The following is a 24,561-nucleotide window of genomic DNA, read 5'->3' as shown; positions in this document are numbered from 1 at the left end:
TGCTGAAGCAAAACAAATCACGTAATCTAAGCATGGCCAACAAGCGCAGGCTCTGCTGTCTGAATGAACAATATTTGTTCGAATGTATGGGGTTGTTCAAAGTATAAACACTGATGCGTCAGCCCTGTCATGAAGCCTTCATCAGGGCATATGGTAATACTAGGATAATATTCATATAAGTATTCATATTCATTTTTTACTATCCACAAACTACCATCAGATAACTTGAATATTTCATCATTATTACCCATAAATGGTGACGGGCTAACAATTGATGACTCAATACATTTAGGGAGTGCTTCATAGCTGAATAGCATAAATATAAATAATATACTATTTTTTAAAAAATAACGTGACATTGTATTATGTTTCTTTATTAGCAGTTTTTTTTGCAAGCTCAGTTATCTTTTGGCAAAGGTCTTCATATTTTGAAGGTTCTTTTTCACGCATAACATTAATTTGATTAACAGCATCATCATGTACTTGGCGCCACACATTTTCATCGAACCATGAATTAGATTTAAATTCGTTAAATGATTTATCTAAAACACCAGATACAAACACAGGTGTTTTCTTATCATTTATACATTCTGATACAGCTGCTGTTACTTGGCCTACATTTTGATGTTGTTGTTTTTGTTCTAATGTTAATGGTGGTTTTAGACTGCAAATAGCCATAACCTCGCGATCGATCGTCCCATATGAAGATGCGTATCCGGTATTAGCATCAATGTAAGCACCTTGACCACGATGTTGATTATTTGCAATTATTTCATATCCATTTGGACATGCATCCGCAATTGCCTTGAGACAATCACCAGTAGAATTTACTCTGCCGTTGCAAGTTGCAGTAACGAGTTTAGTTCCTGCTCTAGGGCCTGGCATTTCGTTAATAGATACACAGCCGGACAATGCAATACAGGCAACAACACCAATGTATATAACTCTCAAAATAAACACTCTCTCTGTCAAAAAATATTAAGAATGAGGAATCAAATTATTTTATATTTTTCCTTCTCATTTATATCAAAATATTAGATTAAAAAACGAGACGGTAATATTTTTAGGCTTCTATCAATACCGATACCAAACAGTTCTAAATGCATATTGCGTGGCTAATTGAATGGTCATAATTAAACCTATAGCATACTGCCGCGCGATGCTTGGCTGCTGGCTTGCTCGATGAGGCGAAGAGATGCCTCTCCTCAAAGCTCAGCTTTCGCTTGTATGCTGTACAGGCCTTAGACCGCTGATCTTGCAATACCCAAAATGAATCGCAGAATAATTAGCTCCAGTTGGCAATGTTAAGCGAAGTGTTACACAGTGGGCTAGCTGTAAATTGAGTTTTGTATCAGAAGTGAGTTTTTTTTGAGCTAGATCAAGAAATCGTGTCAATGCGGATATTCCATTCTCTCTCATGGCGAGGTTTTGTAGCGCATACGTAACCCAGCGTCTGCATCTAATACTCTAGTCAGCCTGACAAGAGTATTGTGTGCATAACAGCATTATTTCGTATAACTGAACATAATATAGATATTAGTTATGGCTATTTTAGTAGGTACTTATGTTGATCGATCATTAAATGTGATTTATTGCATACAGAGACTACACATATCTAGCAGTTAATATTTGCAGGAACTATTTCAGGAAAATAAAAAGGAGGGGCTTTTGGGATAAAGAAATAGCAAATATAAATGGACTTAGCAAGCATGGTTTCTGTGTATTTTTATAAATCTAAAATTAAATCAATTGATATTAATGGTTTAATCTAGCATAATGTGAATATGTTATTGTTGAGTTGTAAGTTTATATTTATTTGTCATATCAATGACAAAGTTAAATAATTTGGATGTGATTTCGCTGCGAGTAAGCAGCGGAGTGTGAAAATATAGTGAGGTATTCAAGTGGAAGATAAGGTTGAGGTAGAACACTACAAAACTATCAATGGGAAAAACGCTATTAGAATTTTGAGGAATGAGAATTATTATAAAAATCTGATTAATGAACTCGAAAAGAAACAAAGTAAAATAGAAGGGCATAAAATTCTTTGTCTATCGATTGAGGAATATGATGATTTAAATGCTGAAATTGATATATTGCTTTATCATATATTTCTTGTAGATAGTGATGATAATCTTAGCAAAGAAATATCAGAGTTAAAAAAATTAAACCCAGAAATTGATTACTATGAGGTAATCGAGCCTCGCATTACAGGTGATAAATGTTCTCAACCTCTTCACTAATTATGATAAAATTATTATAGTTGTATATTTATACATAATAAGGAAATTAAATATGGCAGCGACATTATCCGAGAATGTAGTTATTAAAACAGGAGATAATCAATTTTTAACCCATGTTACTCATCAGATTTTGCTAAAAGAAGCGGTGATTGGGAGTCTTAGTTACTCAATTTATGAGTTTGGAAAGGCATTTGAATTTAGTGCTGCTAGAGTATGGCTTGCTAGAGAAGATAACTACATAGGTCGTCTGCAAAAGTACTTACTTGATGATCAATATAAAGTTGCAACGTTATCTGAGTTTATTTCGTCAGGACTGGTTGGCCCGCAGCGATGCGCGATCATTGATGATGTTGTAATGAACACACCCTATAGATATATAGGTACTGAGCTGCGTATGATCAGGGAATTACTAACACAATGCGAAATGAAATTTAGTTTTGCCATGTTGCCGAACTGGAAATCATTCTGTGATTGGCTTGGAATTAATGATGAGTATAAGACTGAGGAGCTAGGAAAGTTAGGTTTCTATCCATTAGATGACTATTTAGCTTTCCGTTATCTGGATGATGAAATGCTCAATATTTTGATAAATGACTCAGTAGTTGTGTGAGGAATGTTGAGATATAAAACTGTTATTTTCCTTATCCTATATGTATGAAGGGTGGGAGAGAGTAACAGTTTTAATGCTTACATCTAATACGTATTCTTATCCTCTTGTCGTTCTTTTTTCGTAAGTGGCAGATCGAAAAGCTTTCTATCGATATTTTTTGTAAGAAAATTATCTAAACGAGCAGTAATCTGATCTTTCAACGTTTCATTCTTCAACATCAACCCCATAACCATTGAGCCAATAAGAATCTTTTTCCTAAGCTCAGCCTTATTTCTACTCTCATTCTCTTGATTTTTTAGGCGTAAAATCTTACTTGCCAATTCAGCCTTTTCTTTTTCTAAACGCTCAATTCTTGACGGATTACTATTATTGTTATACATATCAACGAACCCATTGACTAATTACTAATTAAATAATAACATTGTATTAATGAATATTTCAATGACTATTCTACTTAATCTATAAAAAAGTCTACCCAATAAATGCTGTTGCCAAATATTAAGAGCAGAAGCGCTAGAAGTATAAGAGTGATACATGTATTGAATGCCAAGGCCATTACCACCGCATGGTGCGCACTTACTCGTTTCTCCTGCTTCGCGGAGAAACGGTGCTCAAGTCAAAATCAAAGGCAGGATATGGCAGAAAGAAAAAATCTGCTTTTAGATAAATAAAAATAAAATGGAAAAAAATGGCAAATTATCACCTATCATTGACTAATGGCAGCAAGGAAGCAGGGAAATCTGGCAAGATAAGAAACGATTATATTAAACGTGAAAATAAGTATGCCAAGAAAAATAATGAGTTGTTATATTCAGACTGTGGGAATATTCCTCATTGGGCAAAAAGTGATTCAGAGTTTTGGCATGCGGCAGATCTTTATGAAAGAAGTAATGCACGAGTATATAGAGAAATTGAGTGTTCACTTCCTAATGAACTTACAATTGAGCAGCAAAAGGAATTAGTTAAATCCTTTGTAAGATGTGTCACTGAGAAAGAAGGGTTCCCATGGTCATTAGGCATACATGAAGGTAAGTCACAAGACATTGGTAAACCTAACAATCCTCATTTTCATCTTATTTTCAATGAACGTATAAGCGATGGAATAGAGCGAACAGCAGCTACACATTTCAAGAGATATAATAAAAAAAGTCCTAAAAAAGGCGGCGCAGAGAAATCAAAAGTAACTAGGGAGACTGAATGGCTTAATGAATTAAGAAAAAATTGGGCTGACATGCAGAATGCCGCCTTAGAAAAGGCTGGTGTAAAGGTCAGAGTAGACCACCGCTCCCTAGCAGAGCAGGGGATAGATAGACTTCCTACAACACATCTTGGTGTGAAATCAGTTGCTATGAAGCGGAGGGGAATTACAACTAATATATTCGATTTTAATAAAGAAAGAGGTTTACTTATCAGTGAGATGCAAATTTTAAAAAAAGAAATAAATTTTATTGATGACAAGTTGTCAATTGAAAAAGGCTTAAAGGAAGAAAAAGCAATCTTCCATATGTTAGAGCAACTCAAAGCTATGTGTTGTCAAAAAATAGATATAAAAATAGAAAATAAAAATGAAATTAAAGATTTACACATGAATGAGGCTGAGAACATTGCACACCTTCTTTTAAAAGAAAATGCAGATAAACACAATATTGAAATAAAACCATCTATATCAGAGCATTCTGGAATGCTTTTTGTTTCTGACACTAGCGATATCAAACTAAAAGTGTTGAATGATGCAGGATTTAATGCGGCGGCAATAATAGAAACTCGCCATGGAGTATATGATGCTTGGATTAAAATAGCAGAAAGATTAGATCCAGAAATAACAAGAGAGGCAGCTCATTTATTAGAAGAAGAGTTTAATGTCGATGTGTCATCTAGTAGGTATGGAAAACTCTCAGGTTTTAACTGCCATAAAGATGGGGAGAGTTTTTTTGCTAGATGTATTCAAGCTACAGGACTAATTGCAAAACGAGGTAGGCAAATGATAGAAAAAGTACAAAAAAAATTAGAAATTAGAAAAAATAGGTTAGCACGCCTTACCAGAATAACAGCCTGGATTCATATCCCTTACAAAAAATTGAGTTTTATAGATAAGTGCATTCAGGTCTATCAACCATTGGTGAAGAAATTTCATGATGATTTAGAACAATCTGATATTACTTTTGCAGAGATAATGATAAAGAATGGGTATAGTGAAAAATTGATCATGAAAGCTATAATTGAATTAAGTCCTGCTTTAACAGAAAATGCAGATGAGTATGCAAAAAATGTAATAACAAGCACACCAACCATTAGGTTTATCCTAAAACACAAGGGAGATGTAATCGAGTGGTAGAACCACATGCTCGGCATTCAGAAAGTAACGCTGGTTAAATTATGAAAAATGGACTTGATAATAAATTAAGCGTTGTCTATCTCGGAGGTAGAGGAAAATATCTGCTCTCGCAGAGACCGCTATAAAAGCCTTGCGGTGAATTTAAAACCGTCTTTATAATGTGCGGGATGAAGTGGATACAATAGATAACTTATCTGCTGATTTTGGCAGGAGAGCCATCGTTGTGTGCAATCCTCATTACACCGCCAGCTCTTGCTACTAACGTATAGCTCTGGTTGTTAAGAGTTCCATACTTCAGAGGTGAATCTTGTGATATGGATGTAGACCCAGGAAGAATTGGAAGTCGAAGACCTATCGCCCAGAAGGCTTGGTATTAAAATGGCGATGTGCTCTTACACATCACCACTATGTGAAGCGAAAAGACTTCGATAAATTAATATCTATAGCTCATCAAAATCCCCTGAGCACCATCATTCATAATTCCAGGAGCGAACACCAACTGTTGATCATACGGAGTGGTAAACACGTAGCTAAACCCAGTGGCAATGACCGCACTGGCAATCACATCTCGCCAGTAATGGTATCTGACTCCACACGAGACCAGCCCACGGCCCCAGCAGCAATGTAAGCAGGAAGCCCGTAGCTCCAACCGTAGCGCATGTGCAAATAGCTAGCTCCGCTAAAGGCCCATGCCGTGTGTCCAGATGGGAAGCTTTTCGAACCACCATTTGGCCGTGTTGCATCTACGGTGTTTTTTAAAATCTCGACAGTTGCCGTAGTCGATACAAAGGAGTAGCCAAAATCCTTCAACCCTTCATAGTCTTCTTTATACCAGGAGATCCCAGCCGCTATAGCGGGTATGGCAAACTGTCCAATATCACCATAAGTCTCAAATGCACTAGACGCATATACTGGACTAAAAAAACTACTAATAAACGCTGCGATAAATATTTTGTTTTTCATATAAAGTCCATTTCATGTTCATTTATCATCACATTAATCAAAATGATATAATTATCAACAGTTTTCTTGATAAACATGAAGTGACGCAGGAATAGAGTTTTAGCTCCACTTTTAATGGTTTACATTTGGGCATTTTAAGAGCTGTCAGCCTCTCGCGCGAAAGTTCCCATTGCTTTTTGTTCATTATTTGAACGGTTGGCTAAAATTTCTCCCAAGTTAGATCTCATATTGACGTAGTTTATTCCATTTTATTTCCTCACATTTATCAGCAATGGATTCTATTTTTCTCAATGTATCATCTAACATGATATCTAAATTATTAGTTATTTAACCAGAATGAACTTAATCAGCTAATCATTTTTGTAATTTTACTCTCTTAATAATAATTTCCATGATGTCATTTCAATCCAACACGGTAACTTATGTACAAGTATATCTATTCACCTCTATGACTAATTGTAATATGTGTACTGACCTTAGATGATTGATGCACGACTAGAGCTGATATTAATACTAAAAATATGACGCTGGTACTTGTCACTCCAAATCCCAATCCGCCATGTTTTTCCGGTTGTGATAGCAAGTCACCTATAGATGCACCTAACGGACGAGTTAGCACATAGATTATCCAAAACGTTAAAACTACATTTACTCTAGCTATTAAATAGACAGCATACACAATGGATATAAGTCCGCCAAATAACAAGGTGGACTTTATGTATCCAATATCCATACCTTCTGAAACCCAATCTCCCGCTGCGGTTCCCAAAGCAAAAGTCACCAGAATGGCACTCCAATAGAAAATCTCTCGCTTAGGCGTATCTATAGAACGTATTGATAAAGTTTTTTCTTGGGTATACCAGAACCAAAATGTAGCAAGCAGAACAAGCGTAAACATGCTAGTTGAGACTTCCAATGGAACCCCTACCTGATCGGTTAGGTTATCTGTCACTAGCGTACCAAAAATACTAACAAGCACTACAGCTAGCCAATACTTCCAGGGAGTATATTTATCTGCGCGCAGTTGTATCACTATAGTTGAGAGTAAAATAGCCCCCATAAGTATGGATGTTATAGTTAATCCAAGTTTCATATTAAATATCAAGTAGTCAGCAGCAGTCTCTCCTACAGTGGTGGACATCATCTTAATGATCCAGAAGGTCATCGTTACCTCTGGCACTTTATTGAATAAACTCCTTTCTGATATACTCATGCTGTTCATTTGAAGTCCTTACAATGACATTTTCACAAGTCGTAATTCTATTGTTCAACTCGTCATGAATTGCTCGCCAATAATATTGGAGCAGATCATGTTATCCATGATGCAGCTCCAATGTAGTGTGCTTTTATAACTATCTCTCAGCGTCTAAATCCAAGGGGATCGTATCATTCTGTTTTCTTTTCATACTAGAAATATAGACCAGCACGGCAATCGCTAACAGTAACGTAATTGAAGCCGAATAGCGGCTGAGTTCCAAGCCGCCCTTGCTAAGTGGCTTATCCAGAAAGTCACCAACAACAGCACCGAGGGGACGGGTGATAATAAACGCAGCCCAGAACAACAATGTGCGAGAAACCTTAGTCCATAGGTAAGCCGCTACGATAGCTATCAGAATGCCACCAAACACTATAGAGCTGCCCGCATACCCAAATCCGGCATCATCGGCAGTCCAGTCTCCTAGAGCAGTACCGAGTGTTTGTGAAAACATGATGGTGATCCAATAGAACATTTCTGTTCTGGGTGAGGAAATCTGGCTGGATGATATTTCTCCCTGGGCTCGATACCAGACGCCAAACGAACCAAGCAGCAAAAGGAAAAGTATGGCGGAACCGCCAGCATAACCAATACCTAATGAACGATCTGCGAAGTCAGCCAGGGTTGTTCCAACAGTCGTCGTTGCAATGATGGTGACCCAATACAGTGTCGGGTTATAGGACTTGGCGGAGATCTGGGCGCTGACGGCCACAAAGAAAATGACTGCAAAAATGGCTGTACTTACCAGATAGCCTAGATCCATCGACATGGACACTGCATCTCCACCTGTTTCACCAAGCGTTGTTGCTAGAATTTTGGTGAGCCAAAATGCCAATGTTATCTCGGGCACTTTGCTTACTAAGTTGTTCGTTTGGTTATGCATGGTTCACCCTATCCTGTGGTTAGACGAATCGCCGTCTATCGCAGCATGTTGGAGATTTATTAAGAAAGACTTAAGCAAACCGTGCCCTGATAGAAATGTTTTTAGCATGGGGCAGCAAATTGAGGGGGGTGAAATGGTTACGTCAACGGAGTGGTTTTATTGGGCCTTGTTGTCCGCAGTTTTTGCTGCCATGACTGCAATTTTTGCCAAGGTGGGTGTTCAGGGGGTGGACTCAGACCTAGCTACCTTGATCCGAACTGGGATCATCATCGTTGTTTTATCAGCATTTATTGCTTACACAGGCAAATGGGTCAACCCGTTGGAGTTATCACTTAAAACTTGGCTTTTCCTTGGCCTGTCCGGTCTTGCAACAGGCGCATCATGGGTGTGCTACTTCCGAGCACTAAAAATCGGGGATGCTTCTCAAGTCGCCCCAGTAGATAAACTGAGTCTTGTCTTAGTTGCTGTATTCGCGTTCACATTCCTTGGTGAACGTCCATCACCCCGAGAATGGCTTGGTATCGGGCTGGTAGCTGTGGGTGTCTTGCTGCTGGCGTTCAAACGATAACGACCAACGCAACAGTTAACGCAGCTTAGGTTTCATCCATCTTTCGAGTAAGCACACGAGTATTTCCAAGCTCGTTCAATTGTTTGGCTCTCCTTGGATCCGGCATCAGCACATTGAACCCCACTTAGGATGTGGAACTACGCATCTTAACTATGAGAATTCAGCTGTCGAAATTGTCTGTACAACAGACATTACTAGACATTACTGTCGGCTTATTAGTAAAATCAACACTTTAAAATGGAACGTTTTTTGAGCTGAAAGCATCTTAAGACTTTCTTAATTTTGGTGATGTAATCTACATGAGACGGGGGGGTTGTGATTTGCGTCACGTTTTTCGGTGGTAAATGACTAAATGCTGATTAAGTCTTTGTTCAGCTTTGTTACCATTCTGCCGCAACATGACGGGACAGGGTGTTTCGCCTAGATATTTATATTTTGAGGCTGTTGATGGAGCTGCTATGCCTTTCATAATAAAAATTAAAATTGTGCCACTTGTTTTTTTATTGGCATTATATTTTGCATTCATGCTGAACTGGCGCGGAGTTCTCCATTTTTATGATATTCTTTACAAACTAGAGGGCTTTAAGCTTGGGTTTGCGATCTCCCTTCCAATTTTGTTGGTTGCAGCACTGAATTTTGTGTTTATCCCATTTTCAATTCGATATTTAGTAAAACCATTTTTTGCTCTTCTTCTCGTATTGAGTGCTATCGTCAGCTACACCATGATGAAGTATCGTGTCTTGTTTGATCAAAACATGATTCAGAACATTTTTGAAACGAACCAAAGCGAAGCATATGCCTACTTTAGTTTACCAATATTAGGCTGGGTTACGATAGCAGGAATAGTTCCAGCAGCGTTATTGTTTCTTGTTAGGATTGAGTACGAGACAGCATGGTACAAAGGAGTCATTCTACGCATATTATCTATGGCAGCATCTTTATTTATTATTGGTATTATTGCGGCATTATATTATCAGGATTATGTTTCAGTAGGGCGAAATAATCCGAATCTCCAACGTGAAATTGTCCCTGCCAACTTTATCAACAGTTCTACTAAATACATTTATAATCGTTATTTTTCAGAACCAATTCCTTTTGCCACTTTGGGTGATGATGCTGTACGGGCTATGGATAAAGATAAACCCACCCTAATGTTCCTGGTTGTGGGTGAGACTGCTCGTGGTAAAAATTTCTCAATGAACGGTTATGAGAAGGATACAAACCCTTTTACCAGTAAAACTGGTGGGGTCATCTCATTTAAAGATGTTCGCTCGTGTGGAACGGCTACAGCAGTATCTGTGCCCTGCATGTTCTCCAATATGAGGAGAAAGGAGTTTGATGATAATCGAGCTCGCAACAGTGAGGGCCTGCTCGATGTGTTGCAGAAGACGGGGATCTCTATCTTTTGGAAGGAGAACGATGGCGGTTGCAAAGGAGTCTGTGATCGAGTTCCTAACATTGAAATTAAGCCGAAGGATTATCCGACATTCTGTGATAAGAACACATGTTATGACGAGGTTGTACTGCAAAATCTAGATGATGAGATCGCACGGATGAAAGGGGACAAGCTTGTTGGCTTCCACCTGATAGGTAGCCATGGCCCAACCTACTACAAGCGCTACCCTGAAGCTCATCGCCAGTTCTTGCCTGATTGCCCACGTAGCGATATTGAAAACTGTACAGATGAAGAGCTTACAAACACCTATGACAACACCATTCGCTACACCGACTTCGTGATTGCAGAGATGATTGCCAAGTTGAAGACTTACGAAGATAAGTACAACACCGCGTTGATCTATGTATCCGATCACGGTGAATCACTAGGAGCATTGGGGCTTTACCTGCACGGTACACCTTATAAATTTGCACCAGATGATCAGACCCGCGTGCCTATGCAGGTTTGGATGTCACCCGATTTTACCAAAGAGAAAGGGATTGATATGACATGTTTGCTGAAAAATTCGGCGATTTACCGATACTCACATGACAATCTTTTTCCATCTATGTTGGGACTTTTGGATATTAGAACTAAGGTTTACGACCAGACATTAGATATATTTAAACAATGTCGATATAACTAAATTATTCGTCCATACTTTTTAATAAAAATTCGCGTAGAATTGAAGGGTTTATCAGGGAGAAATTATGTTTTCGGTAGTAAAGATAAGAGTTGTTTCATTTGTCTTATTATTGGCCTTGGTCTTTTCGTTTTTACTTAATTGGCCAGTTTTGCTCCATTTTTATGACATCCTGTCCAATCTTGAACACTTCAAGGTCGGCTTCGTCATTTCAATTCCTTTTTTACTCGTTGCGGCTCTTAACTTCGTCTTCATGCCTTTTTCGATCCGCTATCTGATGAAGCCCTTCTTCGCCTTCCTCTTTGTTACGGGTTCTATTGCCAGCTATACCATGATGAAATATCGGGTGATATTTGATGGTGACATGATCCAGAACATATTTGAAACCAATCAAAGTGAAGCATATGCTTACATTAATCTACCAATCATTATGTGGGTTTTGTTCACAGGTGTGCTTCCTGCCATATTAATTTTCTTTGTGAAGATTGAGTATGCATCTACTTGGTATAAAGGTATTGCTCAGAGAGCACTATCTATGCTGGCCTCGTTAGCAATAGTTGGGGTTATTGCTGCCTTGTACTACCAGGATTACGCATCTATTGGTCGTAACAATCAGACTCTAAATCGTGAAATTGTTCCCGCTAACTTCATGTATAGCACCAGTAAATATCTTTATAGACGCTATATGGCTGAGCCCGTCCCCTTTGCTACTTTGGGCGATGACGCTACACGAGTAGCGAAAGAAGACAAACCCATTCTGATGTTTTTGGTTGTTGGTGAAACTGCTCGTGGTAAAAATTTCTCCATGAATGGCTACGAGAAAGAAACTAACGCTTTTACCAGCAAGATTGAGGATGTCATTTCTTTTAACGATGTTCGTTCATGTGGTACTGCTACAGCAGTATCAGTGCCCTGCATGTTCTCCAATATGGAGAGAAAGGAGTTTGATGATAATCGAGCTCGCAACAGTGAGGGCCTGCTCGATGTGTTGCAGAAAACGGGGATCTCCATCTTTTGGAAGGAGAACGATGGCGGCTGCAAAGGAGTCTGTGATCGAGTCCAAAACATCGAAATCAAGCCGAAGGATCATCCTAAATTCTGTGATAAGAACACATGCTATGACGAGGTTGTTCTCCAAGACCTTGATAATGAAATTGCGCAGATGAAAGGAGATAAACTGGTGGGCTTCCACCTTATTGGCAGTCATGGCCCAACCTACTACAAGCGCTACCCTGATTCTCATCGCCAGTTCTTGCCTGATTGCCCACGTAGCGATATCGAAAACTGTACTGATGAAGAGCTTACAAACACCTATGACAACACCATTCGCTACACCGATTTCGTGATTGCAGAGATGATTGCCAAGTTGAAAACCTACGAAGATAAATACAACACCGCGTTGATCTACGTCTCCGACCACGGTGAATCTCTCGGAGCATTGGGGCTTTACCTGCACGGTACACCGTATAAGTTTGCACCGGATGACCAGACCCGAGTGCCTATGCAGGTCTGGATGTCACCAGGATTTACCAAAGAGAAAGGAATAGATATGACGTGTTTGCAGCAGAAAGCTGCTGATACCCGTTACTCACACGATAATATTTTTTCATCGGTGCTGGGTATCTGGGATGTCAAGACCTCAGTCTATGAAAAGGGGTTAGATATTTTCAGTCAATGCCGTATTACACAATAAAATTTGGGGGGCTCAGGCCCCCAATCATATGTCAAATAGTTAGTTTCATTACTATTGCTCATTCATCAACTCGAATAGTGTATCGATTAGCCCCTGAGTTTATCTCTGAGTGAGGCTGGAAATCCCCATGAGCATCAGGATGGTGTAGATGCTCTGGTCATCGTAGAGCTGGCGTGGCCCTCTCTGACCGTGATAGTGATGGAACCTGCAACCCCGAAGGTAAGTGAACCTCGATTAATCTGGTTAGGGTCAGTTGGTGATGAGGTAAAGCGACATGCCCAAGATGCAGCGTTGAAAGGGATGTTAGTGATCAGGCCCCCCCAGTGAGTTCCATTCAGGCTGCATCGATTTGGGCAACAACGCCGCTAAGAATACTACCTTGTCTAACGATCTGAAATTTCTACGCCAGAGGGTACGCGTTTTTTTCCCGTAATCATTGCTCGAATCAAGTCGCCCTTGGTTAGATGGTCAATTACAATCACGGCCAGTACATGAATAAAGATTACAGCCTGTAAAGCCGTGGCAAAACCACCATGAATCTCTTCCATTACATCATCAACAAACATATCTTCATAGTTAGTCAGAATCCCTGTTAGAGCTGTGCCGATCAAGCAAATCAACAATAAAATTATCATCAATGAACCAACTGGATTGTGACCTGCGTGATAAGGATGCTCGCCTTTAATCGTCGCTTTAAGGTAACCGACTACGCGTGCAGGCGTGGGAAACCACTGAGTAAACCTAGCGTAATGAGAACCATAAAAGCCCCAGACTATTCGAACAAGCAGTAATACTGACAGGGTATATCCAACATAGCGATGGTTCCGATGACCCTCTTCAAGAATGAATAGGTTGAGTACACAAAGTGTAACTGTAAGCCAGTGAAATCCCCGTACTACAAGATCCCAAACCTTGATTTTTTGATTATCTGACATTATTTCACTCCATGAAGTTGGTGTGTTATATGACACGCAGCAATGCGTTATCTCACTGCACAATGAGTAAATACACTATAACTTCCATTTCTTAAGAAAAACTTAACAACTATAGCTTATAGCTTTTGCAGTCTAGTTTACTGGGCACTAAAAATGCCATGTGGCTCGACATGAATCACAACAACTGAGTTCGGTAGCTTATCTTCAAGTTCTCATTCGATCTGGTCACATGAAACATCACATGCAATCACCAATGCAGATAAATGGTTAACCTGCTGGCTCGAGTGAAACACTATCATGAATTGCGTGTCTCCTTTTCCAAGAAATGACTATGGAATAGCGAAGGTGTAACACTATTCGTAGCAGTTATTTAGTAAGAAATTACGTCCACACACAATAGGAAAGTTATAATTCTGTTCATTAATCGAACTAACCGTTTTTATAACAAGTTTATCTCAATTATGATTAGTATCATAAACTTGTAAAAAATAGTTGCAGTTATTATTTCTGCAATGCATCATTAATGCGTTGCCTATGCTTTTAACGTTATAAAAATTTTCTGTAAGGGTTGTTAGCCATTAACATTCTTCATTCGTACTTTTGTGGATTCTGTTGAGTGGGTTAATATAACGGTCTTTTACCAGATGCCCATAATTTAAACGTTTTCAGATAGAGATTAATAATGGTTTGTTTACTCAACCAAAGGAGTTTATTTATGATTTTTAATAGAGGGGAATCATGGAGTTAGTGAAAACTAGAAAATGTAAAGTTCCAATGGATAGGGGGGCAGGGCTGGTTAATTATGATCAGGATTCATTTTTAGTCGAAGGGCTTTTGGATGAGAATTCATTGGCTGGCTTCTATGGCCCAAGTGGTTCTCGTAAGTCATTTTTGATAATCGATATAGCTTGTAGAGTGGCTACAGGTAAGCCTTGGCAGGGCTTGGATGTCAAGCAGGGCTCGGTTATCTATGTTGCTGCGGAAGGCAGTAATGGAATGATAAAGAGAATGAATGCCTGGGTTAATAAATATAACAATGGCGAAGATATAAAAAATTTTTATCGTATATCTCAGCCTATGTTTGTGTCTAAGCAAGAGTTTATCGATGATTTGATTTTAGCTACAGAGGATGTCTTGCTTGAGACGGGGATGCCTGTACGGTTGATCGTTATCGATACTTTGGCAAGATGCTTCACTGGAAATGAAAATACAGCAGAAGATATGGGGGCATTTATTGCTGGCTGTGATCAGATAAAGGTTAAATCTGGCGCAACAATTTTGATTGTACACCATACTGGTAAGGACATAGCTCGTGGAGCTAAAGGAGCATACTCTTTCAAAGCTGCACTAGATAATGAGTATTTTGTTACAAAAGATGAAGATAAAAAGAGTCTTTCTTCAAAATTGGTTTGCACAAAGAGTAAAGATGGAAATGACGACCTGGATATGTCAATTGGTTTAAAAATAGAAACTCTTGGCAGAACGATTAAAGGGAAAGTTATCGATACCTTAGTTGTTATTGATGGTGAGTACGATAATAAGAATGAATATGTCAGCTCTAATGATGGAAGCAAGGAAGAAAAAATAGAAATAAATAGCACAAGGGGTGTAAGTGGTGTCTATTAAAATAATAAATTATAAAGTTAATTTTTTTGCTCTTGTTGATCCATTGCTAGGTAGAATAACAGGGCTGTTCATCCCGATTGCTAATGGTAAGCGTGAAAGCAACGTGGTTTTGAGTTCGGTGTTTAGTGAACAGAAAATTCGAGTTAATATAGAGCAAGGGTTGGATTATTCTGATCAAAGCATTCTCTTTTCTTTAATTGCCCTTGCCGGTATTGATGGGAAAATTATAAATGAAAGCTCTAAAGGGCCTAGATCTACTTATTTATGGAGTAATTTGAATGCTATGTATAATGCTGCAAGTGAAAATGCGATATTGCTTTCAACTACTCAGGCGAAAATTATTAGTGTTTTAGGTTGGAATAAATCTGGTCATGAATATGATAGATTGAAGGAGGGTCTTGATAGGTTGAGTAAAGTTGATTTACACCTCATATCAGAGGGTTATGAATGGAAATCTAGCATGTTAAGCTATTTAATCTCAAAAAATGATATAGGCCGAGAGGATGTTGTTGATGTAGTTGTAAATCCAAGAATTGCACGAGCTATTGATGGTGGGCAATTTAATCGGATTTGTTTGGAGGAAAGAAAACAGCTTAAATCGAATGTAGCTATGCTGGTTCATGCTTGGTTATCTTCTAACATCAACCCTGGGGAAGTGCTCACCCCGTTCCTCGATACCCTTGTACAACGCATCTGGAATACTGACAAATGCAAGTCGAACACAACAGTATTAACTGCTTATGAAAAAAAGGAAATAAGGCGTAAGCGGGGCATGATGGTTGACGCATTGAGGGACATTGCTGAGCTCAGAGGGTGGCAGGTCGAGCTAATAGGAAATGGCGCTACTGGGAAGGCTACGGTGCGGCGACCGAGAGTATTCAAGGGGGTAGTGAAAGAGGTCTAATGACGTTATAACGTGGTTCTTATGACGTTATATCATGGTACTCATCACGTTAAATCGAGGTGCGAAAATTTAGGCGGTAATCCTCTGGAGACCATACTGCGCAAGGCTTTGCATGTTTTTATAGAATCCACTACTTAAGAATGCTCTAAGAGAGCATTCTTAAGAAGGTTTTTAGAGTATTTTTTTGCGTTTAAACATGACACAGAGGTTAATCGCTATTAACGGCTCTGAAACGCTATATCCAAAGACCCAATCAAAAGACTTAGTAAGGCACTTACCTAGTTGAACATGCCGTCTAATGAAGATCTAGGGCCTTCTAGCGACATCCTATTGGTATTACACTGATAGGGTTGACGGAGGGTTCTAAAACGAGAATCGTTTTTGTAGTTTTTTGTTTTTTGCTCAGCAAGCTGAGCAGCATTAGCCAGAATTTGAGGGAATGATGATTAGGCTCAATCGCATCAGTTCTGATTTACATTGATGTACCGCTTAACTGTCGTTGTATTTTCATCCAATAAAAATAACGCGAAGCGCTCAAAAATCTTAAAGCGAAGCGCAACATAAAATATACTAATCAAAAGCAAAGCGTTAGGCGCGTTGCGAAGCATAAACGCGCCAAAGGTTGAGGGGGTATTAGATAGTATTTTTATTTTTTTTGGTCTTGTTTCGTTTTATTTCTGCATTTCTAAGGGCTCTGGTTGTTGCATGTGAATAATGATCCTCAATCATCTTAACACTATTCCCAACGTGCATTGCAATATGAGCAAGAGGAACCTCATTAATGATTTCATTTGTTATGTATGTATGCCTGAAACCATAAAGTGTGCCTTTTACACTGTTTTCATTTGCAAATTTCTTCCAAATCTCAGGCGGTCTATTCAAAGGGAAAATATTACCATCACCACCACTCTCTCTTGCATCAGTAAAGTTTTTAAAACCCAACAATTTAGAGATCGGTATTAATACTTCTTTTATTACTCGGCTATCTGTTTTTGCATTCCCTTTTGCAATTAATACTTCCCTTCCGACTTTTTTAGTTTCTTTTAGCTTGCCTTTATTTATTCTGCAATAGTAATCTACATAACCATTTTCATCACGACGAATAATATCGTTCCATGTTATTCCTGTTGCTTCCTCTCCAGTTCTGACGCCAGTCAAATAAAGAAATTTACAATATAAAAAAAGTATTTTTTTGTTTTTATCATCTGTGTCTGCATTACACCAGTTAGAAAGTTTATTAAAAATTAGTTCTATTTCATCTGTTTCCCAGTACTCAATTTTGGCTGTTTTTTTCGCATCAACCTTATTCTTCATATCAGGCAAAAATGAAATCAATCCCTGCTCTTTTGCTTCACTCAAAATCCTTTTCAATAGAATATGAACAGTATTTTTAAAAGTTTTACTGGGTGCTAGCGATCTTTTTATATCATCAATATCTTCAGGGGATAGCGGCTTTTTTCCTGCTTGAACATCTAATAGATCCTTTGCCTCTCTTGCAGCAACAAGTCCTTTGACATATTGCCTCCAGAATAATCTGATTGATCTTTCGTTAACATCTTGAATTGCCATCCCACCAAAATATGGGGTTAGATGGTTTTTTATCACACTAACGTAGTAGCCATCATTAGCTTTTTTTCGATCTTTATAGAGCTCAATTATTTCATTTGCTATCGTTTTAAAAATTACGTTCTTTTTTATTTGGATACCATTGGACAACTTGTTATCGAGCGTAAATGCGATCTTATATGCCATTACCTTAGCATCATTTAAATCAGCTGTTTTAGTACTTTGACGATAATCAGATATGCCATTGTTTGGTTGATGAACGCGACAGTACCACTTGGAGCTCTGTTTTTGTTTGTATAGCGAGATCCCGTTGCCAAGAGTGACACGACAATCGGGCCTGGATTGCCCCCCTTTAGTAGTGCGCTCAGAGACCATCCTCTCGATCATCTGCTCCAATTCTTCCCGAGATTGCAGACTCAAGAACTCAGATAAGCCAGCCATAACTGCTCCCATTGATACGTATGCAATTCTGATACTACCACCGTGTATAGAATTGTGTATATGGTTTTTGTGAGCGTCTCAAGCTGTTGTTTTTGTTGTTGTTTTTTGGTTATGGTTCGGATTGCAAATCAGGACGACGCCACCTGATGGCATCGTAGTGGTTGAGTAGCGGTGCAAGATGACACTCCGAGAGGAGGTTCAATGCCGCGCGACCCGATGACGGCATATCCGGGGCCTATCTACAGAAGGTGCACCAGATATTCGGGGTGCGAGATTGTACTCGCCCCCACGTCATCATGCAATTTGGCAGGAATGTAACCGGAATGGAAAATCAGTTTTTGGCAATGTGTGGTGATGATTGAGCGGGAGTTGCCGGTGTTCAATTACCCGGTACGAGTTGAAACTGGGGGAACTGTTCACTCATAAAATTGCGGGGGCTGTGGCCATTGCCTGCGGTGGCCAGCCACTCCCAATCCAGTTTTGGTGAGCCGGCTTTGAAGCGCTGATAGGCAACACCCTGATGGATGGTCAGAAAGAGGGTCGTGGGGAGCCCCAGCTTGTTGCTGTAGCGCACCATCAGCTCGCCCTGATAGTCGTTGCTTACTCTGACTTTGAGCGCCTGCAGTGTCAGACCGGTTGCATGGCCATGCTCGTCCCAGACTTCAAACATGATGTGAATACTCTGATGTTGATGCTGCCACAATCAGCGATATTGGATGCAGTTACAACTGTCAAATCTGACAAGGTCGGGAAAAATCAGGAGGATGGCAGAAAGCGAAAACCCGGCGCGAGGCCGGGTTTTCTTGAATGATGGTGGAGGGAGAAGGATTCGAACCTTCGAAGGCAGAGCCGTCAGATTTACAGTCTGATCCCTTTGGCCGCTCGGGAACCCCTCCACAGGGGTAAAACATATGTTATTCGGCTATATCAATCGGGAAAATGGTGGAGGGAGAAGGATTCGAACCTTCGAAGGCAGAGCCGTCAGATTTACAGTCTGATCCCTTTGGCCGCTCGGGAACCCCTCCACGGGGTATTTCCTGATTGTCACTACTTTCGCACTTGAATGGTGGAGGGAGAAGGATTCGAACCTTCGAAGGCAGAGCCGTCAGATTTACAGTCTGATCCCTTTGGCCGCTCGGGAACCCCTCCCCAAGTGCGAGGCGCATACTAGCAGATCCCCAGCGTTTGTGAACCCCTGACAGGCTGATATGACAGTAAAAAATGACTGTTCGTTGTTTTTTGATACAGCAAGCTCAAAATTCAAACTTATCAGCTAGTTGTAAGCTGATTTTCTGCGCAACAGCGGCATGGGGTAATGGGCGGTGAGAGGGGGTAACGTGCACCGGGGCTACCCGATGGGTAGCCCCGGTGGAGATCCCGGGATCAACGCTGGAAGGGATAAATGGATCCGAGTTTCAGGATCTGGGTCAGCTCGTCCAGCGCGCTGCGGGACTCCTGCACCAGTGACGGATCCCGCAGGTCATCGAGGCTCAGACGGTCGCGGTAGTGGCGATCGACCCAGTTGTCGAGGCGGGCGAACTGGCGGTCGTTGATAAGGCAGGCCGGATTGACGGCGGCGAGCTCGGCGTCGTTCATGGCAACCCGCAGCCGCAGGCAGGCCGGGCCGCCACCATTGCGCATGCTCTGTTTTACATCCATGTAGTGCACAGCCTTGATCGGGGTGCCCAAGGTCAGCAGCTTGTCGAGATAGGCCGAGACCGCCAGATTGTCGCGACACTCGGTGGGGGCAATGATCGCCATCTCGCCATTGGCCAGGGTGAGGATCTGGGTGTTGAACAGGTAGGATTTCACCGCATCCAGCACCGAGACCTCGGCGGTCGGTACTTCGATAAAGTGCAGCTCTCCTTCGCCAAACTTGCCGTTGATCTCGGCCAGCACCGCCTCGGTGTTGAGGAATGCTTGTTGGTGGAAGAACAGCACGTTCTGGTTGCCCACCGCGATCACATCGTTATGGAACACTCCCTGATCGATCACCTCCGGGTTTTGCTGGATAAACACCACGCTCTCCTCGCCGAGGCCATGCAGGCGGGCGATAGCCTGGCTCGCTTCCAGGGTCTGGCGAGCTGGGTAGCGCTTTGGCGCCGGGCGGGAGTGGTCGAAGGCGCTGCGGCCATAGACGAACAGCTCGACCCCCGCTTCGCCATAGGCGCGGCAGAGCCGGGTGTGGTTGGCTGCCCCCTCGTCGCCGAAATGATCATTTTCCGGCAGATGGAGGTGGTGGCTGAAGTGGCGATCGTTGTTGAACACCGCGCGCAGGATCCGGCCGGTGACATCCGGCTCGAGGGAGCGGTGAAACTTGTTGGTCAGGTTGGCAGGGGTGAAGTGAATGCGGCCATCCCGGGTATCGGCACTGGGGGAGACAGTGGCGGCGTTGGCGGTCCACATGCTGGAGGCCGAATAGCAGGCGGCCAGTACGGCGGGTGCCTGTTTGGCGGCCTGCTCCAGCACCCAGGCATCGTTGCCGGTGAAGCCGAGTCGGCGCAAGGTGGCCAGATCGGGGCGCTCCTGCGGTGCCAGTATCCCCTGGGTCATGCCAAGGTCGGTCAGCGCCTTCATCTTGCGCAGCCCCTGTTTGGCGGCCTCTTTCGGATTGGAGGCTTCCTGGGCATTGCTCTGGGAGGCAACGTTGCCGTAAGAGAGACCGGCGTAGTTATGGGTCGGGCCGACCAGACCGTCGAAATTGACCTCGAAGTGCTTCATTGAGTACATCCTTTTCGATTTTTATGAGAGGTTGCGGTTCCTTCCGCGCGTGCTGCGCCGGGGTTGGGCCATTATAAGGAGATTTTATTTTTTTGTAACAAGCCGGTAACTAGCGGCCGCTTTTATGTCGTTTCAGATATAAAAAGAGGGGCGGTATGGCAGAAAAATGAAAAAGCGGTTGCGTCTGGCCCGCAGCCTTCGCATTAATAAATAAAGACGCAATAAAAGATGTAATGCGGTTCGGGCTGGTCAGGCAAATTTGCTCACAAGATTGCTTTTTCGCGCCAAATCTCTTATACAGCCCCACAAAACCGCACACCAACCCCGTCGGGTGCAATGAGGATAATAGTTACAGCATGGGCAAATCACTGGTCATAGTGGAGTCTCCGGCCAAGGCCAAGACGATCAACAAATATCTGGGCAAGGACTACGTGGTGAAATCCAGCGTCGGTCATGTTCGCGATCTGCCCACCAGTGGCAGCGCCAGCACCGAGCCCAAGAAACCTGTCATTCGCGGCATCAAGTTGAGCGAAACCGAGAAGGCTGCCAAGGATCGCAAGGCTCTGTTCGCCCGGATGGGTATCAATCCGACCGCTGGCTGGCAGGCTAACTACCAGATTTTGCCCGGCAAGGAGAAGGTGGTCAGCGAGTTGCAAGCGTTGGCTGAAAAAGCTGACATCATCTATCTCGCAACCGACTTGGATAGAGAAGGAGAGGCGATCGCCTGGCACCTGCGCGAGATCATCGGGGGTGACGACAGCCGCTACAAGCGGGTGGTGTTCAACGAGATCACCAAGAGCGCCATCCAGGAGGCGTTTGCTCAGCCATCCGAGCTGAACATCCACCGAGTCAATGCCCAGCAGGCCCGTCGTTTCCTCGATCGGGTGGTGGGTTACATGGTCTCTCCGCTGTTGTGGAAGAAGCTGGCCCGCGGTCTGTCTGCGGGTCGGGTGCAGTCCGTAGCGGTGCGCCTCATCGTCGATAAAGAGCGTGAAATCAAGGCGTTCGTACCGGTCGAGTTTTGGGATCTCAATGCCGACCTGCTGACCGGTGAGCAGTCTGCCCTGCGTATGGATGTGGTCAGCCGCAATGGTGCCGACTTCAAGCCGGTGACCCAGGCTGAAACCTTCGCCGCCGTGGCTGCCCTGGAAGGGGTCGATTACAAGGTAGTGAACCGGGAAGACAAGCCGACCGGTTCCAAGCCGTCCGCGCCGTTCATTACCTCCACCTTGCAGCAGGCTGCCTCTACCCGCCTGAGCTTCGGGGTGAAGAAGACCATGATGATGGCCCAGCGTCTCTATGAGGCGGGTTACATCACCTACATGCGTACTGACTCCACCAACCTCAGCAAAGAGGCGGTCGAAGCGCTGCGTGAATATATCGGCGAGCAGTATGGCGCAGCCTATCTGCCCGCTGAACCGCTGCTCTATGGTGCCAAGGCGGGAGCCCAGGAAGCGCACGAGGCGATCCGTCCCTCCAGCGTGCTGGTCACGGCCGAAATGCTGGAAGGGATGGAACCGGATGCCATGCGTCTATACGATCTCATCTGGCGTCAGTTTGTCGCCTGCCAAATGACCCCGGCCCAGTACGACTCCTCTACCCTGACCGTCAAGGCCGGTGAGTTCGAGCTCAAGGCCCGTGGCCGTATCTTGCGCTTCGCTGGTTGGACCAAGGCGCTGCCGCCGATGGGTCGCAAAGGCGATGACAGCCAGCTGCCTGCGGTGACCGTGGGCGAGGTGTTGAAACTGGTCAAGCTGGATCCGCGCCAGCACTTCACCAAGCCGCCTGCACGCTTTACCGAAGCTGCGCTGGTTCGCGAGCTGGAAAAACGTGGCATCGGCCGTCCTTCCACTTACGCCTCCATCATCTCCACCATCGTCGATCGTGGTTATGTGCGGGTCGAGAGCCGCCGTTTCTTCGCCGAGAAGATGGGTGAAATTGTCACCGATCGTCTGGTGGAAAACTTCGTCGAGCTGATGAACTACGAGTTTACCGCCAAGATGGAAGACAAGCTCGATGGCGTTGCCGAAGGGAGCCTGGAGTGGAAGCAGGTGCTGGACAGCTTCTACGCCGAGTTTACCCAAGAGCTGGAAAAAGCGGACAAGCCATCAGAAGAGGGCGGCATGCGTGCCAACCAGATGGTGATGACCGATATAGATTGCCCGGATTGCAGCCGCAAGATGGGGATCCGTACCGCCACTACCGGCGTGTTCCTCGGCTGCTCCGGTTATGCCCTGCCGCCGAAAGAGCGTTGCAAGAAGACCATCAACCTGGTCTCTGCGGACGAGTTTGTCTCCACCACCGACGGGGATGAGGCCGAAACCGAAGCGCTGCGCGCCAAGCACCGCTGCGAAGTCTGCGGTACCGCGATGGATGCCTACATCATCGATGACAGCCGCAAGCTGCACGTCTGTGGTCGCAACCCTGACTGCGATGGCTACGAAATCGAAAAAGGCCAGTTCAAGCTCAAGGGCTACGAAGGGCCGAGCATCGACTGCGACCGTTGCGGTAGCGAGATGCAGCTCAAGAACGGCCGTTTCGGCAAGTACATGGGTTGCACCAACGAGACCTGCAAGAACACCCGCAAGATCCTGAAAAACGGTGATATTGCACCGCCGAAGGAGGATCCGGTGCCGCTGCCTGAGCTCAAGTGCACCCAGTCCGATGCTTACTTCGTGCTGCGTGACGGTGCGGCCGGTCTGTTCCTGGCTGCCAGCAACTTCCCCAAATCCCGCGAGACCCGCGCGCCGCTGGTGGAGGAGCTGCAACGCTTCAAGGATCGCATCTCGGCCAAGCACAAGTATCTGGCCGGTGCCCCGCTCACCGATCCGGATGGCAACCCCGCCATCGTGCGCTTCAGTCGCAAGACCAAGGAGCAGTACGTGATGAGCGAGGTTAACGGCAAGGCGACTGGCTGGACCGCTCACTACGACAACGGCACCTGGCAACAGAGCTTGCCCAAGCCGAAGAAAGCGTGATGAAAAGAGGCCCCGACAAGGGGCCTCTTTGCTTATGGATAGCGGTATACTGAGACAGCTGCAAGGAGTGCAGCTGTCGTCAATCGCGAAGTACACAAGGAGGTTGAGATGGAGATTAACGAGATCCGGCCGGGCATGAGCTGCATGACCCGGGAAGGTGCAGCCTATGTGCTGGAGGTGGACCGGCAGAGCCTGCTGGTGCTGCTGCAGCGCGAGGACGAGACCATACCGGTGCAGGTGCGCAGCGACGAGATCCTGGCGCCACTGGAGTGATCCGGCAGTGACCCTCTCAAAACGGCAGTAGAAAAAGCAGCTCGGCCAAGTCGGGCTGCCATTGCCACTCCTTCATTCTGACCCGCCCGCCGATCACCGGCACCCCCTCTTGTTGCAATCGTCCCATCTGCTCGGCAAAGCCTTGTGACCCTTTGGGTAACGAGATAGTGCCCGCGGCGCCCAATACCCGATGCCACGGCAGTACCTTGTCGGTTTCCCGCAATACCTTGCCCACCAGTCTTGCCCGTCCGGGCAGCCCGGCCAGATCGGCCACCTGACCATAACTGACCACCTTGCCCGCCGGGATCAGGGCGATGATCGCCTCGATTCTTGCCACTTTTTCATGGGAGGGGTGAAACATGGATGCCTGTTATTACGGTGGTACGGATGGGCCATTGTGGCCTCTTGGCGGGGCCGGGAGCAAGAGTGCGGGGAGGGGGCGGAATATCGGACATCAGGGGCTGGCGGGGGCTGAAATGAAAAAAGGCG

The 24,561-nt window shown here is 43.8% G+C and carries 21 protein-coding genes, 3 tRNA genes and 1 pseudogene; 10 read left to right on the top strand and 15 right to left on the bottom strand.

Going from position 1 to position 24,561, the window contains the following annotated elements:
* Positions 1-26: 26 nt before the first annotated feature.
* On the bottom strand, positions 27-359 hold the full coding sequence (locus tag BN4575_RS22040) for a hypothetical protein (protein ID WP_176716409.1): 333 nt from the start codon (positions 357-359) through the stop codon (positions 27-29).
* A 4-nt stretch (positions 360-363) separates the two neighbouring features.
* Positions 364-951: a hypothetical protein gene (locus BN4575_RS21620; protein WP_139410718.1), complete on the bottom strand. Its 588-nt coding sequence runs from the start codon at positions 949-951 to the stop codon at positions 364-366.
* A 953-nt stretch (positions 952-1,904) separates the two neighbouring features.
* Here BN4575_RS21620 and BN4575_RS21615 point away from each other — a divergent pair.
* Both BN4575_RS21615 and BN4575_RS03260 read left to right on the top strand, forming a co-directional pair.
* Complete coding sequence (locus tag BN4575_RS21615) at positions 1,905-2,243, top strand: hypothetical protein (protein ID WP_139410717.1); 339 nt, start codon at positions 1,905-1,907, stop codon at positions 2,241-2,243.
* A 52-nt stretch (positions 2,244-2,295) separates the two neighbouring features.
* Entirely contained in the window at positions 2,296-2,853 is a 558-nt protein-coding gene (locus BN4575_RS03260) for a hypothetical protein (RefSeq protein ID WP_068977114.1), read from the top strand.
* A gap of 83 nt (positions 2,854-2,936) precedes the next feature.
* Here BN4575_RS03260 and BN4575_RS03255 read toward each other — a convergent pair whose 3' ends face one another.
* Positions 2,937-3,233, bottom strand: coding sequence for a hypothetical protein (locus BN4575_RS03255; protein WP_068977113.1), 297 nt, complete (start codon positions 3,231-3,233; stop codon positions 2,937-2,939).
* 308 nt (positions 3,234-3,541) lie between these two features.
* Here BN4575_RS03255 and BN4575_RS03250 point away from each other — a divergent pair, with 308 nt between their 5' ends.
* On the top strand, positions 3,542-5,188 hold the full coding sequence (locus tag BN4575_RS03250; RefSeq protein WP_083220981.1) for a MobA/MobL family protein: 1,647 nt from the start codon (positions 3,542-3,544) through the stop codon (positions 5,186-5,188).
* A gap of 561 nt (positions 5,189-5,749) precedes the next feature.
* Here the strand turns inward: BN4575_RS03250 and BN4575_RS03245 are convergent.
* The 3 genes from BN4575_RS03245 to BN4575_RS03235 form a co-directional block, all read right to left on the bottom strand.
* A complete protein-coding gene (locus BN4575_RS03245) occupies positions 5,750-6,151 on the bottom strand; it encodes a PAP2 family protein (protein WP_256028885.1) in 402 nt (133 codons plus the stop codon).
* A gap of 436 nt (positions 6,152-6,587) precedes the next feature.
* Entirely contained in the window at positions 6,588-7,373 is a 786-nt protein-coding gene (locus tag BN4575_RS03240; protein WP_068977111.1) for a COG4705 family protein, read from the bottom strand.
* Between the two features lie 130 nt (positions 7,374-7,503).
* Positions 7,504-8,289, bottom strand: coding sequence for a COG4705 family protein (locus BN4575_RS03235; RefSeq protein ID WP_005337484.1), 786 nt, complete (start codon positions 8,287-8,289; stop codon positions 7,504-7,506).
* A 133-nt stretch (positions 8,290-8,422) separates the two neighbouring features.
* Here BN4575_RS03235 and BN4575_RS03230 point away from each other — a divergent pair, with 133 nt between their 5' ends.
* From BN4575_RS03230 to BN4575_RS03220, 3 genes are all read left to right on the top strand, one after another.
* Positions 8,423-8,857, top strand: a complete 435-nt coding sequence (locus tag BN4575_RS03230) for an EamA family transporter (RefSeq protein ID WP_068977125.1) — start codon at positions 8,423-8,425, stop codon at positions 8,855-8,857.
* A gap of 458 nt (positions 8,858-9,315) precedes the next feature.
* Complete coding sequence (locus tag BN4575_RS03225) at positions 9,316-10,938, top strand: MCR-3-related phosphoethanolamine--lipid A transferase (RefSeq protein WP_068977110.1); 1,623 nt, start codon at positions 9,316-9,318, stop codon at positions 10,936-10,938.
* 64 nt (positions 10,939-11,002) lie between these two features.
* Positions 11,003-12,628: an MCR-3-related phosphoethanolamine--lipid A transferase gene (locus BN4575_RS03220; protein ID WP_068977109.1), complete on the top strand. Its 1,626-nt coding sequence runs from the start codon at positions 11,003-11,005 to the stop codon at positions 12,626-12,628.
* Positions 12,629-12,730: 102 nt separating this feature from the next.
* Here BN4575_RS03220 and BN4575_RS22410 read toward each other — a convergent pair.
* Both BN4575_RS22410 and BN4575_RS03215 read right to left on the bottom strand, forming a co-directional pair.
* Positions 12,731-12,910, bottom strand: a pseudogene (locus BN4575_RS22410) (IS5/IS1182 family transposase); the annotation flags it as partial.
* A 101-nt stretch (positions 12,911-13,011) separates the two neighbouring features.
* Complete coding sequence (locus BN4575_RS03215) at positions 13,012-13,563, bottom strand: cytochrome b/b6 domain-containing protein (RefSeq protein ID WP_068977108.1); 552 nt, start codon at positions 13,561-13,563, stop codon at positions 13,012-13,014.
* Positions 13,564-14,301: 738 nt separating this feature from the next.
* On the opposite strand from BN4575_RS03215, the gene BN4575_RS03210 reads away from it, so the two are divergent.
* Entirely contained in the window at positions 14,302-15,189 is an 888-nt protein-coding gene (locus BN4575_RS03210) for a helicase RepA family protein (RefSeq protein ID WP_083220980.1), read from the top strand.
* Complete coding sequence (repC, locus tag BN4575_RS03205; protein WP_176716413.1) at positions 15,179-16,093, top strand: replication protein C, IncQ-type; 915 nt, start codon at positions 15,179-15,181, stop codon at positions 16,091-16,093. The genes BN4575_RS03210 and repC overlap by 11 nt, the downstream gene beginning before the upstream one ends.
* A 633-nt stretch (positions 16,094-16,726) precedes the next feature.
* Here the strand turns inward: repC and BN4575_RS03200 are convergent.
* From BN4575_RS03200 to astB, 6 genes are all read right to left on the bottom strand, one after another.
* Positions 16,727-18,100 carry a tyrosine-type recombinase/integrase gene (locus BN4575_RS03200; protein ID WP_068977106.1) on the bottom strand — a complete coding sequence of 458 codons (1,374 nt, stop codon included), beginning with the start codon at positions 18,098-18,100 and terminating at the stop codon, positions 16,727-16,729.
* Between the two features lie 379 nt (positions 18,101-18,479).
* Positions 18,480-18,770 carry a hypothetical protein gene (locus BN4575_RS03195; RefSeq protein ID WP_068977105.1) on the bottom strand — a complete coding sequence of 97 codons (291 nt, stop codon included), beginning with the start codon at positions 18,768-18,770 and terminating at the stop codon, positions 18,480-18,482.
* A 141-nt stretch (positions 18,771-18,911) separates the two neighbouring features.
* A tRNA-Tyr gene (locus BN4575_RS03190) sits at positions 18,912-18,996 on the bottom strand.
* 44 nt (positions 18,997-19,040) lie between these two features.
* Positions 19,041-19,125 (bottom strand) — tRNA-Tyr (locus BN4575_RS03185).
* A 39-nt stretch (positions 19,126-19,164) separates the two neighbouring features.
* Positions 19,165-19,249: transfer RNA gene (locus BN4575_RS03180), tRNA-Tyr, on the bottom strand.
* A gap of 234 nt (positions 19,250-19,483) precedes the next feature.
* Entirely contained in the window at positions 19,484-20,821 is a 1,338-nt protein-coding gene (gene astB / locus BN4575_RS03175; protein ID WP_068977104.1) for an N-succinylarginine dihydrolase, read from the bottom strand.
* Between the two features lie 356 nt (positions 20,822-21,177).
* On the opposite strand from astB, the gene topA reads away from it, so the two are divergent.
* Both topA and BN4575_RS22035 read left to right on the top strand, forming a co-directional pair.
* Positions 21,178-23,799: a type I DNA topoisomerase gene (gene topA / locus BN4575_RS03170; protein ID WP_068977103.1), complete on the top strand. Its 2,622-nt coding sequence runs from the start codon at positions 21,178-21,180 to the stop codon at positions 23,797-23,799.
* Between the two features lie 108 nt (positions 23,800-23,907).
* A complete protein-coding gene (locus tag BN4575_RS22035) occupies positions 23,908-24,072 on the top strand; it encodes a hypothetical protein (protein ID WP_162850141.1) in 165 nt (54 codons plus the stop codon).
* Positions 24,073-24,088: 16 nt separating this feature from the next.
* On the opposite strand, the gene BN4575_RS03165 is transcribed toward BN4575_RS22035, so the two are convergent.
* Positions 24,089-24,433 carry an MGMT family protein gene (locus BN4575_RS03165; RefSeq protein ID WP_068977102.1) on the bottom strand — a complete coding sequence of 115 codons (345 nt, stop codon included), beginning with the start codon at positions 24,431-24,433 and terminating at the stop codon, positions 24,089-24,091.
* Positions 24,434-24,561 lie beyond the last annotated feature (128 nt).

It is taken from the genome of Aeromonas sp. EERV15 (assembly GCF_900079845.1).
GTDB classification, from domain to species: Bacteria; Pseudomonadota; Gammaproteobacteria; order Enterobacterales; family Aeromonadaceae; genus Aeromonas; species Aeromonas sobria.
The sequence above is the reverse complement of the archived record's forward strand: the minus strand, read 5'-3'. Positions and strand labels throughout refer to the sequence as shown.